Origin of the sequence: Variovorax sp. 160MFSha2.1, from assembly GCF_048305075.1 — a bacterium.
GTDB lineage: Bacteria > Pseudomonadota > Gammaproteobacteria > Burkholderiales > Burkholderiaceae_C > Variovorax > Variovorax guangxiensis.
The window spans coordinates 3,441,958-3,457,956 of sequence record NZ_CP157624.1; the positions used below are offsets into that span (position 1 = coordinate 3,441,958).

The 15,999-nt window shown below is 67.1% G+C and carries 15 protein-coding genes; 7 read left to right on the top strand and 8 right to left on the bottom strand.

All coding sequences use genetic code 11. From position 1 onward, the window contains the following. Positions 1 to 29: 29 nt before the first annotated feature. Positions 30 to 1,487, bottom strand: a complete 1,458-nt coding sequence (locus tag ABL838_RS15560; protein WP_418121087.1) for an efflux transporter outer membrane subunit — start codon at positions 1,485 to 1,487, stop codon at positions 30 to 32. A gap of 103 nt (positions 1,488 to 1,590) precedes the next feature. On the opposite strand from ABL838_RS15560, the gene ABL838_RS15565 reads away from it, so the two are divergent. From ABL838_RS15565 to ABL838_RS15585, 5 genes are all read left to right on the top strand, one after another. Then, a complete protein-coding gene (locus ABL838_RS15565; protein ID WP_418121088.1) occupies positions 1,591 to 2,208 on the top strand; it encodes a TetR/AcrR family transcriptional regulator in 618 nt (205 codons plus the stop codon). An 82-nt stretch (positions 2,209 to 2,290) separates the two neighbouring features. Next, complete coding sequence (locus ABL838_RS15570) at positions 2,291 to 3,406, top strand: efflux RND transporter periplasmic adaptor subunit (protein WP_418121089.1); 1,116 nt, start codon at positions 2,291 to 2,293, stop codon at positions 3,404 to 3,406. Beyond that, the gene (locus ABL838_RS15575; protein WP_418121090.1) at positions 3,403 to 6,480 is read left to right on the top strand and encodes an efflux RND transporter permease subunit; all 3,078 of its coding nucleotides are present in this window, start codon (positions 3,403 to 3,405) and stop codon (positions 6,478 to 6,480) included. The genes ABL838_RS15570 and ABL838_RS15575 overlap by 4 nt, the downstream gene beginning before the upstream one ends. Positions 6,481 to 6,520: 40 nt before the next feature. Further along, entirely contained in the window at positions 6,521 to 7,327 is an 807-nt protein-coding gene (locus tag ABL838_RS15580) for an oxidoreductase (protein WP_418121092.1), read from the top strand. A gap of 64 nt (positions 7,328 to 7,391) precedes the next feature. Further along, positions 7,392 to 8,291: a LysR substrate-binding domain-containing protein gene (locus ABL838_RS15585; RefSeq protein WP_418121093.1), complete on the top strand. Its 900-nt coding sequence runs from the start codon at positions 7,392 to 7,394 to the stop codon at positions 8,289 to 8,291. A gap of 80 nt (positions 8,292 to 8,371) precedes the next feature. Here ABL838_RS15585 and ABL838_RS15590 read toward each other — a convergent pair whose 3' ends face one another. Then, positions 8,372 to 9,265 carry an NAD(P)/FAD-dependent oxidoreductase gene (locus ABL838_RS15590; protein ID WP_418121095.1) on the bottom strand — a complete coding sequence of 298 codons (894 nt, stop codon included), beginning with the start codon at positions 9,263 to 9,265 and terminating at the stop codon, positions 8,372 to 8,374. A gap of 95 nt (positions 9,266 to 9,360) precedes the next feature. Between ABL838_RS15590 and ABL838_RS15595 the strand changes: the two genes are divergently transcribed. Beyond that, positions 9,361 to 9,999 carry a TetR/AcrR family transcriptional regulator gene (locus ABL838_RS15595; protein ID WP_418121096.1) on the top strand — a complete coding sequence of 213 codons (639 nt, stop codon included), beginning with the start codon at positions 9,361 to 9,363 and terminating at the stop codon, positions 9,997 to 9,999. A gap of 160 nt (positions 10,000 to 10,159) precedes the next feature. Here ABL838_RS15595 and ABL838_RS15600 read toward each other — a convergent pair whose 3' ends face one another. The 6 genes from ABL838_RS15600 to mltG all read right to left on the bottom strand — a co-directional run bounded on the left by ABL838_RS15600 (position 10,160) and on the right by mltG (position 14,827). Continuing rightward, positions 10,160 to 10,840, bottom strand: a complete 681-nt coding sequence (locus tag ABL838_RS15600; RefSeq protein WP_418121097.1) for an ankyrin repeat domain-containing protein — start codon at positions 10,838 to 10,840, stop codon at positions 10,160 to 10,162. Continuing rightward, positions 10,837 to 11,643: a TatD family hydrolase gene (locus ABL838_RS15605; protein ID WP_184637845.1), complete on the bottom strand. Its 807-nt coding sequence runs from the start codon at positions 11,641 to 11,643 to the stop codon at positions 10,837 to 10,839. Before ABL838_RS15605 ends, ABL838_RS15600 begins: the two co-directional genes overlap by 4 nt. 112 nt (positions 11,644 to 11,755) lie before the next feature. Further along, positions 11,756 to 12,142: a PilZ domain-containing protein gene (locus ABL838_RS15610; RefSeq protein WP_126019960.1), complete on the bottom strand. Its 387-nt coding sequence runs from the start codon at positions 12,140 to 12,142 to the stop codon at positions 11,756 to 11,758. Next, positions 12,139 to 13,155 carry a DNA polymerase III subunit delta' gene (locus tag ABL838_RS15615; protein WP_126019963.1) on the bottom strand — a complete coding sequence of 339 codons (1,017 nt, stop codon included), beginning with the start codon at positions 13,153 to 13,155 and terminating at the stop codon, positions 12,139 to 12,141. The genes ABL838_RS15610 and ABL838_RS15615 overlap by 4 nt, the downstream gene beginning before the upstream one ends. After that, entirely contained in the window at positions 13,152 to 13,808 is a 657-nt protein-coding gene (gene tmk, locus ABL838_RS15620) for a dTMP kinase (protein ID WP_418121098.1), read from the bottom strand. The genes ABL838_RS15615 and tmk overlap by 4 nt, the downstream gene beginning before the upstream one ends. Beyond that, positions 13,805 to 14,827: an endolytic transglycosylase MltG gene (gene mltG / locus ABL838_RS15625; RefSeq protein ID WP_184637839.1), complete on the bottom strand. Its 1,023-nt coding sequence runs from the start codon at positions 14,825 to 14,827 to the stop codon at positions 13,805 to 13,807. The genes tmk and mltG overlap by 4 nt, the downstream gene beginning before the upstream one ends. 122 nt (positions 14,828 to 14,949) lie before the next feature. Between mltG and ABL838_RS15630 the strand changes: the two genes are divergently transcribed. After that, complete coding sequence (locus ABL838_RS15630) at positions 14,950 to 15,876, top strand: YgfZ/GcvT domain-containing protein (protein WP_418121099.1); 927 nt, start codon at positions 14,950 to 14,952, stop codon at positions 15,874 to 15,876. Positions 15,877 to 15,999 lie beyond the last annotated feature (123 nt).

The following is a 15,999-nucleotide window of genomic DNA, read 5'->3' on the forward strand; positions in this document are numbered from 1 at the left end:
GCGAATGAGACGAGGCCGGCCAAGTGCGGCTATCGACTTGCGACCGCGCGGCTCTCACTGGGCTCCCAGCCGCCACCCAGTGCCTTGAAGGCCGTGACCGCGGCGCGTGCCGCTTCGGTCTGCGCCTGGGCTTTCGCATCGGAGGCGCGCAGCAGGCTGTCGTCGGCCTGCAGTACTTCGATCAGGCTCACCACACCGTGCTGGTAGGCCGCAAAGGAAGCGCTGCGCGCGCGGCCCAGGGAGTCCACGCCTTGGGCCAGCGTGCTGGCTTGCTCCTCGCGCTTGGCGAGGGCCGAGAGTGCGTTCTCGACATCCTCCGTGGCGCGCAGCACGGCCAGCCGATATGCGCCGAGAAGTTCGGCGTCCTGGCCCTTGGCAAGATCGATCTGCGCGTCGATGCGGCCGAAATCGAAGAGGCGCCAGCGCAGGCCCAGCACTGCAGCCGCCTGGCTGGCGCCGCCGGTGAAGAGATTGCCGCTCGCCACGGACGTCGCGCTGCCCAGCATGCCGCTCAGGGACAGCTTGGGGTAGTACTCGGCGACAGCCACGCCGATACGGGCGTTCGACGCGGCGAGACGGCGCTCGGCCGCAATCAGGTCGGGGCGTCGTCTGAGCAGGTCGCCCGGTGTGCCCGAGTCATGGAGCTGCGGCGCGACGGGAATGGCGCCGGCCTCGGCCAATTCGGCCCGGTGCGTGCCCGGCGAGGCGCCCAGCATCACATCCAGCGCGTTCATCGCTGTGTCCAGGCCCGCCTCCAGTACCGGGACGGAGGCCTGGACCAGGGCCAGCGCGCCTTCGGCCTGCCGCACCTGGAGTTCGGCGGCCAGCCCCTTGCCGTAGAGAAGATTGACCGTGGACAGCAGCTGCTGCTGCGTCTGCGCCTGCCGGCGCGCCACGCCGAGGCGCGTCTGAAGGCCGCGGATGCTGATGTAGATGTCGGCGGTCTGGGCCGCCACTGCCAACCGCGTGGCGACGGCCGAGGCCTCCGAGGCCTGGTATTCGGCGAGCGCCGCTTCGCGTCCGCGGCGCAAGCCTCCGAACAGGTCCACTTCCCAGCTCGCACCCAGATTGGCTTCGTAGGCGCTGCCGTAGCGGTCGAGGCCAGGCCTCGAGTTCAGCACCTGTCCCAGCGGCGTTTCAACGGACTGGTGGGCCCGGGCTGCCTGTGCGCTGACGTTACCCGAAGGCAGCAGGGCGGCATTCGCCGCGCCCAACGCAGCACGCGTCTGCGCGACGCGCGCGGATGCCTGGGCGAGATCGAGGTTCTGCGCAAGCGCGAGCGTGACGAACCCAACCAGTTGTGGATCGCCGAAGCCGGTCCACCAGGCGCGGAGATCGGCGCTGCCCGCGGCGGTCCGTTGCTCGAGGCCCTGCCGGCCCAGGTACTGCTGCGGCATCGCCATGTCGGGCCGTGCGTAGTCGGGGCCGACCGCGCAACCTGCAAGAAGGCCGGTCGCAATGAGCGGAACAAGGATGCGCTGGAGCATGGTGTTCTTCCTGAGCTGGAGAGGAAACGTCGATTGGGCTGTGACTATATATCAAAATGGTCACTCGTTGTTCAATCATTCGGCGCGCGGTAAGCTGTCAGGCATGAGCAAAGAAATCTCCTCTGCCGGCGTGGCGCGCGGGCCGGTCGACCATGACGTGCGCGACCAGATCGTTGCCGCGGCGACCGAGCACTTCAGCCGGTACGGGTATGAAAAGACGACCGTTTCCGATCTCGCCAAAGCCATCGGGTTTTCCAAGGCGTACATCTACAAGTTCTTCGAGTCCAAGCAGGCCATCGGCGAAATGATCTGCGCAAACTGCCTGAGCGAGATCCACGCCGAGGTACGGGCTGCGGTCGAGGGGGCAGATCGTCCTGCGGAGAAGCTGCGCCGGATGTTCAAGTCGGTGGTCGAGGCGAGCCTTCGTCTGTTCTCCGAGGATCGCAAGCTCTACGAAATCGCGAGCTTCGCCGCCACCGAGCGCTGGCAGGTGGCGTTTGCGCACGAAGCGCACATCCGGCAATTGCTTCAGGACATCCTGCGCGAAGGCCGGGAGACGGGGGAGTTCGAGCGCAAGACGCCGATCGATGAGGCAGTCTCGGCCATCTACCTCGTCATGCACCCCTACATCAATCCGCTGCTGCTGCAGTACAGCTTCGACCACACGGCTGAAGCGCCCGCCCAACTGTCCAGCCTGGTGCTGCGCAGCCTGTCTCCGTGAAGCCGATTTGTCTGTGACTGTTGACTGAATTGGTCACAGGTATCAGAATGTGGGTCCTGATCATTTCGATACCGGGACTCTCATGCCTTGGCGCCGCCTTGCTATCTCCATCGTCACCTGTGCATTGCCGCTCGCGCTGGTCGCCTGCGGCGAGAAGGCGCCGCCCGACCCACGAACCCAGGCGCCGCAGGTTCGCGTCGCGGTCGTCGAAGGCGCCGGCGCCGCGTCGCGTGCGTTCACGGGCACCGTAGCCGCCCGGATCCAGAGCGACCTGGGCTTCCGGGTCTCGGGCAAGGTCCTGCAGCGGCTGGTGGACACAGGGCAGGGCGTCAGGCGCGGCCAGGTGCTCATGCGCATCGACCCCATCGACCTGAAGCTTGCGGCCCATGCGCAGCAGGAGGCAGTCGCCGCGGCACGGGCGCGCTTGCAGCAAGCAGCGCAGGACGAGGCCCGCTACCGCGATCTGCGCGGCACCGGTGCGATCTCGGCATCGGCCTACGACCAGGTCAAGGCGGCCGCGGACACGGCCAAGGCCCAGGTCAGCGCGGCCGAGGCCCAGGCGGATGTCGCGCGCAATGCGAGCGGCTATGCCGAACTCGTGGCCGACGGCGACGGGGTGGTCATGGAAACGCTGGCCGAGCCCGGCCAGGTCGTGAGCGCTGGTCAGACGGTGGTCCGTGTGGCCCGCGCCGGCCCGCGCGAAGCCGTGGTCCAGTTGCCGGAAACCCTGCGCCCCGCGGTCGGGGCCGTGGGGCAGGCCACGCTCTTCGGCAGGGAGGGCGTGAGCGTGGCGACCACGCTGCGGCAGCTCTCGGAGGCCGCGGACCGGCAGACGCGCACCTTCGAGGCGCGCTATGTCCTCAGGGGTGAGCTCGCCGATGCGCCGTTGGGTGCGACGGTCACCATCCGGATTCCTCAGGGCCTTCCCTCCGCGTCGGGAGGACTGCAGGTACCGATCGGCGCGCTCTTCGACGCCGGCAAGGGGCCGGGGGTGTGGCTCGTCAGCGGCGAGCCGGCCAGGGTCAACTGGCGGCCGGTCGTGGTCGAACGCCTGGATGACGATGGCGCGCGCGTTACCGGGTCGCTCCAGCAGGGCGACCGGATCGTCTCGCTCGGGGCGCATCTGCTGCGCGAGGGCGAGCAGGTACGGGTGGCCGACCAGGCGGGCGCCGTCGCGGCGCGCGGAGTCCGCCCGTGAGCGCAGGCCGCTTCAACCTCTCGGCGCTCGCGGTGCGCGAGCGCTCGGTCACCTTGTTCCTGATCTGCCTGATCTCGCTGGCGGGCCTGGTTTCGTTCTTCAAGCTGGGCCGGGCGGAAGACCCGGCCTTCACCATCAAGGTGATGACCATCGTCACCGCGTGGCCCGGCGCGACCGCGCAGGAAATGCAGGACCAGGTTGCCGAGAAGCTCGAGAAGCGGCTGCAGGAACTGCGCTACTACGATCGCGCCGAGACCTACACCCGGCCCGGCCTGGCCTTCACGACGCTGACCCTGCTCGACAGCACACCGCCTTCGCAGGTGCAGGAGCAGTTCTACCAGGCCCGCAAGAAGGTCGGCGACGAGGCGGGCAACCTGCCTGTGGGCGTGATCGGACCGATGCTCAACGACGAGTACGCGGACGTCACCTTCGCGCTGTACGCCCTCAAGGCGAAGGGCGAGGCGCAGCGCCTGCTGGTGCGCGACGCCGAGACGCTGCGCCAGCGCCTGCTGCATGTGCCGGGCGTGAAGAAGGTCAACATCGCCGGTGAGCAGTCCGAGCGCATCTATGTCGAGTTCTCGCACGAGCGCCTGGCGACCCTGGGCGTCAGTGCGCAGGACGTCTTCGCGGCGCTCAACGGCCAGAATGCCCTGACGCCGGCGGGATCCGTGGAAACGAAGGGCCCCCAGGTGTTCATCCGCCTGGACGGGCCGTTCGACGAGCTGCGCAAGATCCGCGACACGCCGGTCACCTCGCAAGGCCGCACCCTGAAGCTGTCGGACATCGCCGAGGTCAAGCGGGGCTATGAAGACCCGGCGAGCTTCATGATCCGCAACGGCGGCGAGCCGGCCCTGCTGCTGGGGGTGGTCATGCGGGAAGGCTGGAACGGGCTCGACCTGGGCAAGGCGCTGGAGCGCGAGGTGGGAGCGATCAATGCCGAGCAGCCGCTGGGCATGAGCCTGACCAAGGTCACGGACCAGGCCGTCAACATCAGCGCCGCGGTCGATGAGTTCATGGTCAAGTTCTTCGCCGCGCTGCTGGTGGTCATGCTCGTGAGCTTCCTGAGCATGGGCTGGCGCGCAGGCCTCGTCGTCGCCGCCGCAGTGCCGCTGACGCTGGCGATCGTCTTCGTGGTGATGGCTGCTACGGGCAAGGACTTCGATCGCATCACGCTCGGCTCCCTGATCCTCGCGCTGGGCCTGCTGGTGGACGACGCGATCATCGCCATCGAGATGATGGTGGTGAAGATGGAGGAGGGCTACAGCCGCGTCGCCGCCTCCGCCTATGCCTGGAGCCACACGGCCGCGCCGATGCTTTCGGGCACGCTGGTCACGGCCGTCGGCTTCATGCCCAACGGCTTCGCGCCATCAAGCGCAGGGGAATACACCAGCAACATGTTCTGGATCGTCGGCATCGCGCTGATCGCGTCCTGGGTGGTCGCGGTGGTCTTCACGCCCTATCTCGGTGTCAAGTTGCTGCCCGATTTCAAGAAGATCGAGGGCGGCCATGCCGCGATCTACGGCACGCCGCGCTACAACCGGCTGCGCGGGATGCTCGGCCGCGTCATCGCACGCAAATGGGCGGTGGCCGGTGCGGTGGTCGGCCTTCTCGTGGCGGCGGTCCTCGGCATGGGCCTTGTCAAGAAACAGTTCTTCCCGATCTCGGACCGGCCCGAAGTCCTGGTGGAGGTGCAGATGCCCTATGGCACCTCGATCACTCGCACCAGCGAGGCCACGGCGAAGGTGGAGGCGTGGTTGGCCGGACAGAAGGAGGCCCACATCGTCACGTCCTATATCGGGCAGGGCGCACCGCGCTTCTTCTTCGCGATGGGCCCCGAGCTGCCCGATCCGTCGTTCTCCAAGATCGTGGTGCGCACCGACAGCCAGGAAGAGCGCGAGGCCTTGAAGCACCGGCTGCGAGAGGCCATCGCCGGCGGCCTGGCCTCCGAAGCGCGCGTGCGCGTCACGCAATTGGTGTTCGGCCCGTATTCGCCGTTTCCCGTCGCCTACCGCGTCACGGGCCCGGACCCCGACAAGCTGCGCGACATCGCGGCGCAGGTACAGCAGGTGATGGATGCGAGTCCGATGATGCGCACGGTCAACACCGACTGGGGTACGCGCACGCCCACGCTGCACTTCACCCTGCACCAGGACCGCCTGCAGGCCGTGGGGCTGAGTTCCAGCGCGGTGGCGCAGCAGTTGCAGTTCTTCCTGAGCGGTGTGCCCGTCACCGCCGTGCGCGAGGACATCCGCACGGTGCAGGTGGTGGCGCGCTCGGCCGGCGCCAGTCGCCTCGACGCGTCGAGGATTGCCGACTTCACGCTGTCGGGTGCCAACGGGCAACGCATTCCGTTGTCGCAGGTGGGCGAAGTTGAGGTGCGCATGGAGGAACCCGTCATGCGCCGGCGCGACCGCGTGCCGACGATCACCGTGCACGGCGACATCGCCGACGGCCTGCAGCCGCCCGATGTGTCGACGGCCATCACCGCTCAGTTGCGCCCGGTCATGGACAAGCTGCCCTCCGGCTACCGTATCGACGAGGCCGGCTCCATCGAGGAATCGGGCAAGGCGACCAGGGCCATGCTGCCGCTGTTCCCCATCATGCTGGCGGCCACGCTGCTGATCATCATCTTCCAGGTGCGTTCGATCTCCGCGATGGTCATGGTCTTCCTGACGAGCCCGTTGGGGCTGATCGGCGTGGTGCCGACGCTGCTTGCATTCCAGCAGCCCTTCGGCATCAATGCGCTGGTCGGCCTCGTGGCGCTCTCGGGCATCCTGATGCGCAACACGCTGATCCTGATCGGCCAGATCCACCACAACCAGCAGGACGGGCTCGATCCGTTCCACGCGGTCGTCGAGGCCACCGTGCAGCGTGCGCGACCGGTGGTCCTGACCGCGCTGGCGGCGATCCTGGCGTTCATCCCGCTGACCCATTCCGTGTTCTGGGGGGCGCTCGCGTACACGCTGATCGGCGGCACCCTCGCGGGCACGGTCCTGACGCTGGTGTTCCTGCCGGCGATGTACTCCATCTGGTTCAGGATCAGGCCCGGCGACGCCGCAGCCGCTGCGCACTGACAACGCTTTTCACCACTTGTTCAGATCGAAGGAAAACATCATGTCGAGTTCATCGGTTGTCGTCGTGACCGGCGCGTCATCGGGCATCGGGCGCGTTGCCGCGGAAATCTTCGTCGCGCGCGGCTGCCGGGTGTTCGGCACCGTGCGCGACCTGCGCAAGGCGCCCGTGGTGCCCGGTGTGGAGTTCGTCGAAATGGATGTCCGGGAGGAGGAATCGGTGCAGGCCGGCATCGACTCCATCATCGAGCAGGGCCTGCGCATCGATGTGCTGGTCAACAACGCGGGAATGATGATGCTCGGCGCGGTCGAAGAGACGGCGACGGCAGAAGCCGCGGCGCTGTTCGACACCAATGTCTTCGGCGTGCTGCGCGTCACGCGCGCCGTGCTCCCCTCCATGCGCAAGCAGCATCGCGGGCGCATCGTCAATGTGAGCTCGCTGTTCGGCGTGATGCCGGCGCCCTACATGGGCATGTATGCGGCCGCCAAGCATGCGCTCGAGGGCCTCTCGGAGTCGCTGGACCACGAGGTGCGCCAGTTCGGCGTTCGCGTGACGCTGGTGCAGCCGGCGTTCACCCGGACCAACCTCGACATCAATGCGCCGCGTGCCAAGGCGCCGATCGCGGACTACGACCGCGAACGCGGCCAGGTCGAGCGCGCGGTGGCCGACAGCGTCAACAACGCGCCGCCGCCGCAGGGCGTGGCCAACACCATCGTGGAAGCGGCGCTCGGCCCCTGGCGCATGCGTTGCACGCCGCCCGGCGAGGCCTCGGTCCTGGCGAAGCTTCGCCGTTTCATGCCCGCGGGCCCGGTCGACGCGAGCTTGAGAAAAAAGCTCGGTCTCGCCTGATACATCGACCCGCCGGAGCCGGCCTGGCCGGTGTCTGGCACCGTCTTGCAAGGAAGGAGAGGCCTTGGACAGCTTGGAACTCTTGCGAACCTTCAACGAAGTCGCAGTGTCGGGCAGCTTCTCGCGCGCCGCGAAGCACCTCGAACTGTCCAGAGCCACCGTGAGCAAGTACGTCGCGAAGCTCGAGGGGCGCTTCGGTGTGCGACTGCTGAACAGGAACAGCCACGCCGTCAGCCTCACGGATGCCGGCGTGCTCTTGCTCGAGCGGAGCAAGCCCATGCTGGAGTTGGTGGAAGCAACCCGTGCGGAACTGCAGGATCGCGCGTTGACTCCGAGCGGCCGTTTGCGCATTTCCGCGCCCCACGGCATCGACCAGACCGAGTTGCCGGCGCTCTTCAACACCTTCCTGGGTCACTACCCCGATGCCAGCATCAGTCTCTTGCTGACCAATCGCCTTGTCGACCTGGCAGAGGAGGGGGTCGACATTGCGTTGCGCTTTGGGCCGATCGCGAACGAAAACCTGATCGTTCGCAAGTTGCTTCTGATGGGGTTGACCGTGTGCGCGGCCCCGATGTACTGGAAAAGCAGAGGAGTCCCCTCCCACCCCAGCGAACTCGCCAACCACGATGCGTTGATCAGTACCCACCTGAATCCATCGTCCAAGTGGCGCTTCCAGGTCGACGGCGAGCCGTTGGAGATCGCGGTGCGTGGCCGGCTGGATGCCACCGAGGCCAGCCCGCTCATCCAGGCCGCACTGCAAGGCGCTGGCGTGCTGTACTTGCCGACGGTCATGCTGAAGCCCTATCTCGACAGCGGCCGGCTGGTTCCCGCGCTGTCGGATTTCGTGCGCAGTGACATGTGGCTTTCAGCCGTCTACCTGCAAAGACGCCACAGCACCGCGGTTCACCGGGCGTTCCTCGATTTCCTCGAAAGTCGGATCAAGGCCGGCAAGACCCTCCGTTGAGCTTGAACGCAGTGCCCGGTGCCGCCTTCATGGCGTTTCATGGGTGAGGTTCACGTTCCGCGGACGAGCGCCTCAAGAGTTCAAGCCAGCATCGATTGCTGGGCGAAGATGCCCGCCATCGCACCCTGCGACGATGCCTGGGTGACCGAGGGCAGGAAGGGCGTGGCGAGGTCGCCGGCGGCGTAGATGCCGGGCACGCTGGTCTGGCGGCGCTCGTCGACCTTCAGCACGATGCCGGTGGGCGTATCGGCCGTGGCGAGGCCCAATGCTTCATGCAGGCTTGCGGACGGCTTGTTGCGCGGGCTGGCGAACAGGACGTCGACCGCGACATTGCGGCCGCTATCGAGATTGACTGTGGCAATGCGGCCCTTGTGATGGGCGATATCGATGATCCGGCCGTCGACGACAGCGATGTTGCGATTCACCAGATCGGCCCGGATATCGGGCGCAATGTCGCGACCGTCAGCGAAGACGGTCAACTTGTCGGTCCAATCGCGGAACAGCCTGGCCTGATTGTGCGACTGCGGGCCGGACCAGACGTGGCCCCAGTGCCGGTCGGCGACTTCGAAGCCGTCGCAATAGGGGCAGGGCACGATGGACGTGCCCCAGCTTTCGGCGAAGCCTGGGACGTCTGGCATCTGGTCGGCGACGCCGTAGCTCAGGATCACGCGGCGCGCTCCGAGGCTTTCGCCATCGTCAGTGAGAACGGAGAAATCGTCGATGACGCCGGAGACGTTGTCGGCCTGTGCATTGACCAGCTTGATCGCGGGATACCGCGCCAGCTGCTGCCGCGCCTCGGCGAGGATGTCCAGCGGTGGCTTGTGATCATGGCCGAGCAGGCCATGCGAATGGCCGGCGAAGCGATTGCGCGGCAGGCCGGTATCGAGAACGGTGACCTTGCGGCGGGCACGGCCGAGCTGCAGGGCCGCGGCGAGGCCGGCAAAGCTGCCGCCAATGATGATGACGTCATTCATGGTGATGGGTTCCGTGTGGGGTGGTTATTACTGGACTTTCAAGTACAGTAATGTGGAACACATATAGTAGACTGTCAAGTCCAATAAATATGCCCATGACCCGATCTCCAATTCCTGCCCCGAAGCCTCAACGCGGGCGGCCGCGCGATCCTGAGCGCAGCCGGCGCATCCTGGAGGCGGCGCAGACGCACTTCGATCGGCATGGTCTGGAGCGCGCCAGCGTGGATGCCATCGCTGCCGACGCGGGCGTCTCCAAGATGACCGTGTACAGCAACTTCGGCTCCAAGGAGGGGCTGTTCGAGGCGGTCGTGCGCGACAGGACGGTAGCCGTGATGGCTGGATTCCCCGGGGCCGGGGCGCTGGACCCGAACCAGCCGGAGAAGGTGCTGCTGGTGATTGGGGAGCGGTTTCTCGCGCTGGCGCGCGGGGACGCCCTGGGCGCGTTGCGCGCCGTCTATGGCGTCGCGGGGGCGCAACCGGAAGTCTGTCGCGCGCTGTACAAGGAGGGTCCGGAGCGTGTGATGGACGAACTGGCTGCATATCTGCTTCTTGCCAGCTCGGCGGGCACGCTGAAGGTGCGGAATCCGCTCCAGGCAGCGGACCTGTTCCTGTCAATGTTCCTGGGCTCCGGCCACATCCGCGGAATGCTGAAGCTCGAGATGCCGGATACCCGGGAAAACAAGGCTCTTCTGCAAGAGGCTGTTCGGGTCTTCATGACGGCCTACGGCGCTTAGGCTCTACAGGGTAGCTTGCCGGCAATGGGGCAGAACTCCTGGTTGCCTCCCGCGCGCCTTATTTAACATAATGCACATTGTGTGAAGATTCTCAGATTCACTAGGAATGTGCTTTGCGAATCCTGTGCACGCGAGCAGCCGCGCCGAAGAAGAACCAAGCTCACCACTTGCCGTCCTTGGGAACGGCCTTGGCCGCGCTGGCTTTCGCATTGGCGGCCGCGGCGATCATCGAGGCGGCTTCCGAGCGGTTCGCCTTGTTGGCGAAGTCGACGGCGGTCATGCCCAGCTGGTTCTTCATGGTCGTGTCGGCGCCTTCTTCAAGCAGCAGCTTCACGGCATCGTTGGAGCCGTACATGGCGGCCATCATCAGCGGCGTGGTGCCGTTGGGCGATTGCGCGTCGATGAAGGCGAAGTTCTCGAGCAGCGTCTTCATGATCGCGATCTGCCCGCTGGTGGCCGCGTAGTGCAGCGGCGTCCATCCGGTCTTGTTGACGGCAGCGTCGCGCTTGAGCAATTGGGCGACCACGTCCTGCTGGCCCTTGATCGCAGCGAGCATCAGCGGGGTCTCGTCCTTCGGACTGGCGATGTCCACGTCGGTCTGCGGCGCTTCGATCAGCACCTTGATCACCTTCGGCGAGGGCTCGCGCAGCGCGATCAGCAGGCCGGTCTGGCCGTGCTCGTCGCGCGTATTGGGGTCGAAGCCGCGCTGGATCAGGTTGCTGACGCCGCTGGCGTTGTCGCCGCGAACGGCGCGGAAGAAGTCTTCGAACGAACCGGCGTTCGCTGTAAAAGATGCAGCAATGACAACAAGATAGATAGATTTCTTGAAGTAGTTTTTCATGATTTGACTTCCCTGAACAATGCTTCGAAATTGTCGCTCGTGGCCTTGGCGATGGCCTCTACGGGCATCTGCCTGAGTTCGGCGATCTGCTGCGCCACATAGGGCACGTAAGACGGGTTGTTGGTCTTGCCGCGGTACGGCACCGGCGCGAGGTACGGGCTGTCGGTCTCGATCAGCATGCGGTCCAGCGGCACGAAGGCGGCCACGTCGCGCAGGTCCTGCGCTTTCTTGAAGGTCAGGATGCCGGAGAACGAGATGTAGAAGCCCAGGTCGAGCGCGGCGCGGGCCACCTCGGCGGTCTCGGTGAAGCAATGGAACACGCCGCCGGCAGCGCCGGGCGAGCCGTCTTCGCCCTCTTCCTTCAGGATCGCCAGCGTGTCCGCCGAGGCTTCGCGGGTGTGGATGATCAGCGGCTTGCGCGTCTGCTGGGCGGCGCGGATGTGCACACGGAAGCGGTCGCGCTGCCATTCCAGGTCGGAAATGCTGCGGCCGCCCTTGCGCTCTTCCATCTGGTAGTAGTCGAGGCCGGTCTCGCCGATGGCGACCACGCGCGGCCGCTGCGAAAGCCGAACCAGATCTTCGATCGAGGGCTCGGCGATGTCCTCGTTGTCGGGGTGCACGCCCACGCTGGCCCAGAAGTTGTCGTAGCTGGCGGCCAAGGCCTGCACTTCGTCGAATTCCTCGAGCTTGGTGCAGATGCAAAGCGCCCGGTCGACCTGCGCCGCGGCCATGGCGGCGCGAATCTGCGGCATCTGGCCCGCGAATTCGGGAAAGGTGAGGTGGCAGTGGGAGTCTGTGAACATCGGAAATGGTGGGATGCGAGGCGCACCCCCTTGTCTGGCCCGGACTGCCGGGTTTCGTATGGGAGGTAGGCGCCGTCGATCGAGTTCCGCGTCACGAGGACGGGCGGAAAACTCAGATGGTTTGCGTGGGGCGGTCGGAGGCCATCGAACCGCCGAGTGCCGCCTCGATGCGCGCCTTCAGCTGGCGCGACTTCTCGTCGGAAGGAAAACGGATACCCACGCCCGGCGCCCGGTTGCCGGCGGCGCGCGGCGGCGTGATCCAGGCGACCTTGCCGGCCACCGGGTAGCGCTGCGGGTCTTCGGGCAGCGTCAGCAGCACGTAGACGTCGTCGCCGAGCCGGTATTCGCGCGTGGTCGGAATGAAGATGCCGCCCTCGGCGAACAGCGGGATGTAGGCCGCGTACAGCGCGCCCTTTTCCTTGATGGCGAGCTGGATGACGCTCGGCCGGGCGGGTGTGGAGGATGCTGCGGGTGCAGCGGATGCGGCAGGTTGGTTCATGGTCGGCGACGAGCGGCAGAGTTTAGGGTGGTTCGCGCTTCGCTCACAAGCGCTTCGAGCATGAGGCCGGCATTGAACGGGTGCTCCGCGGTTCTCGCGGCGCTTGCGAGCGACTTCGACCAGCGCGCGAGCGCCAGCCGGGGCGGCGCAGCGGGCAGATCGGCGGCCTCGAAGAAACGGGGTGCGGCGCCGTTGCCGACGGCCATCAGGTCATGGCAGAGCTTCTGCAGCGCGCCGACAGCCTGCGCGGGCGCGTGATCGGCCAGCGCGCCGACGTCGCCGCGCACCATGGCCTTGGGCAGCAGTGCCCAGGCCTTGGGCGACTGTCCCGAGCGCGCAAGCTTCAGTGCATCGCTGGGCCGGCCACCGGCGGCGCGCAGCAAGGCGGCCGCGTCGGCGGCGGGCACGTCCTGCGCGGCGAGCCAGGCCTCGGCCTCGGCGGTTGCGGGCCATGGCAGCGTGAAACCCAGGCAGCGGCTGCGGATGGTCGGCAGCAGCTGCCACGCGGCCTCGCTGGCGAGCACGAAGCGCACGTCGCCCACGGGCTCCTCCAGCGTCTTCAGCAGCGCATTGGCCGTGATCGTGTTCATGCGCTCGGCCGGATACACCAGCACCACCTTGCCGCGGCCGCGCGCGCTGGTGCGCTGGGCGAAGCCGACCGCGTCGCGCATCGCCTCCACGCGGATCTCGCGGCTGGGCTTGCGCTTCTTGTCATCGATGTCCGCCTGTGCCTTTTCGTCGAGCGGCCAGCCAAGCTCCTGCATCGCCACCTCGGGCATCAGCACGCAGAGGTCGGCATGCGTGCGCACCTCGATGGCGTGGCAGCTCGGGCAATTGCCGCAGGCGGTGCCCTCCTCCGTCGGCTGCTCGCACAGCCAGGCGGACGCCAGTGCCAGTGCCAGCTCGTACTGGCCGATGCCCGACGGGCCCTGCAGCAGCCAGGCGTGGCCGCGCTGGCGCAGCAGTTCGGTCAGCGGCCGGCGCAGCCAGGGAGACAGTGCCTCGGCGCTCATCCGGCGCGACCTCCGGCCAGCACGCCACGCGCCCTCAGCTCGGACTCGATCTGCAGCCAGACCTGCTCGCGCGTCTGGCTGGCGTCGATGCGCACGAAGCGCTGCGCGTCGGTGCTTGCGCGGTCCGCATAGCCCTGGGCAACGCGGCGGAAGAACTCGACCGGTTGCGCCTCGAACTTGTCGGGCACGCGAGCACCGGCCAGCCGCTGTGCGGCGATCTCGGGAGCGAGGTCGAACCACAGCGTGATCCGTGGCTGCAACAGCTTCGTGCCGCCCGCCTGCCCCTGGACCCATTGTTCGAGAGTCGACAACACGGCGTTGTCGAAACCGCGCCCCGCACCCTGATAGGCGAAGGTGGCATCGGTGAACCGGTCGCAAAGCACCACATCGCCACGCGCCAGTGCCGGGCCGATGACCTGGGCGATGTGGTCGCGCCGGGCTGCGAACACCAGCAACGATTCGGTCAGCGGGTCCATCGGCTTCTCGAGGACCAGCCCGCGCAGCGTTTCGGCCAATGGCGTGCCGCCGGGTTCGCGTGTGCGTACGACCGTGCGGCCCTGCGCCTTGAACAGCGCCTCCAGCGCGTCGAGATGGCTCGACTTGCCCGCGCCGTCGATGCCTTCCAGCGTCAGAAACAAGCCTTGGTCACTCATTGGGTCGTCGCCTTCGGTTTGGTGTCGCCGCCGCGCTGGTAGCGGTTGACCGCGCGGTTGTGATCGTCGAGCGAACTGCTGAACTGGCTGGTGCCGTCGCCGCGCGACACGAAATACAGCGATTTGCTTTGCGCAGGCTGCACCGCCGCCAGCAGCGCCGCCTTGCCGGGCATGGAAATCGGCGTGGGCGGCAGGCCGCCGCGCGTGTAGGTGTTCCAGGGCGTGTCGGTCTGGAGGTCTTTCTTGCGCAGGTTGCCGTCGAAGGCGGTGCCCATGCCGTAGATGACGGTTGGGTCGGTCTGCAGCGGCATGCCGATGCGCAGGCGGTTGGAGAACACGGCCGCGATTTCCGCGCGGTCGTTGGCCTTGCCTGTCTCCTTTTCGACAATGCTGGCCAGAATAAGCGCCTCATCGGCCGATTTCAGCGGCAAGTCGGAAGCTCGGGCGGCCCAGGCAGCTTCCAGCTTCTTGTCCATGGCGCGCATCGCGCGCTGCAGCAGGGCGATGTCGGTCGAGCCCTTCGAGTAGGTGTATGTGTCCGGGAAGAAGCGCCCTTCCGGGTGCAAGCCGGGCTTGCCCAGCTTGGCCATGAGCGCCTCGTCGGTCATGCCCACGCTCTCGGGCTTGAGCTGATCGGCCTTGGCCAGCGCGGCGCGCACCTGGCGGATGTTCCAGCCTTCCACCAGCACCACGCTGCGGGTGGCTTCCTCGCCGCGCACCAGGATGTTGAGCAGCAGCTTGGGCGTGACGCCGCGCTCCAGTTCGTAGCTGCCGGCGCGCATCTGGCGGTCCTGTCCCGAGACGCGGAACCACAGGTAGAGCAGTTGCGGCTGGACATCGACACCTGTGTCGGCCACCGCCTGGGCAATGCCGCGCGGCGTGGTGCCGGGCTCGACCGACAGGTCGACGCTGGGCGCAGGCAGCTTGAGTGGCTGATGCACCCACCAAAGGCCGGCGCCGCCGAGCGCAAGCACGGCCAGGGCGGCGAGCAGGAAGAGCGTGAGGAAGAAACTGCGCACGAGTCCGATGTGGGGATGACGGGGAAAAAGCCGGAGGCAATCAAAAAACGGTGCCCTTGCGAACCGAAGGGCTGGAGCCCCTGCCGCCTCGAAGGAACAGGCCCGGCCATGATAATTCAGCGATGACCACTGTCGTTCTCAATGGGGTGACCGCCCTCTCCCATCTCGGCGTGATCCGTGCCGAAGGTCCGGACGCCGCCAGCTTCCTCCACGGCCAGCTCACACAGGACTTCTCCCTGCTCGGAGCCTCCGACGCCCGCCTGGCCGCGCTGTGCACCGCCAAGGGCCGTGTGATCGCGAGTTTCATCGGCATCAAACCGCAACCGGAACTGATCCTGCTGGTGTGCAGCCGCGACATCCTTGCCGCCACGCTCAAGCGCCTGTCGATGTATGTGCTGCGCGCCAAGGCCAAGCTGAGCGACGCCACCGAGCAGTACGCGCTGTACGGCCTGGCCGGCACCGCCCTTACCGCCAACGGGCTCGACGCGGCGGCCCCGCCCGGCAAGCGCACGGCTGTCGGCGACGAAGCCAGCGCCGTGTCGCTCTACCCGGCCGACGGCGTGCCTCGCGCGCTCTGGATCGCGCCGGCCGGGCATGCCGCGCCCACGGGCCCGGCTCTGGACGACAACCTGTGGCAATGGAGCGAGGTGCGCAGCGGCATCGTGACGCTGACCACGCCCGTCATCGACGCCTTCGTGCCACAGATGATCAATTACGAATCCGTGGGCGGCGTGAACTTCAAGAAGGGCTGCTATCCCGGCCAGGAAGTGGTCGCGCGAAGCCAGTTCCGCGGCACGCTGAAGCGGCGCACCTACCTCGTCCAGGCCGATGCGCCGGTGGCCGTGGGGCAGGAAGTGTTCGCCGCCGGCGACGCCGAGCAGCCGGTGGGCACCGTGGCGCAGGCCGCGCCGGCGCCCGATGGCGGCTGGTCCGCGCTGATCTCCATGCAGATCGCCGCGCTCGAGGCCGGTGGCCTGCGCGCCGGCGCGGCCGACGGCCCGGCGCTCACGGTCGAGCCGCTGCCCTACCCGCTGCTCGAAGACATCTGAGCCTGCGCACCCTTTAAACCCCCAACGCCCTCAAAGCGGGTGTTTGTTTGGCGCTGTCGAAAATCGACGGCGCCATTTTTTTGCGCGTCTCCCAACCCCGTTGCCGTTGCCGAGCCGTAGAAG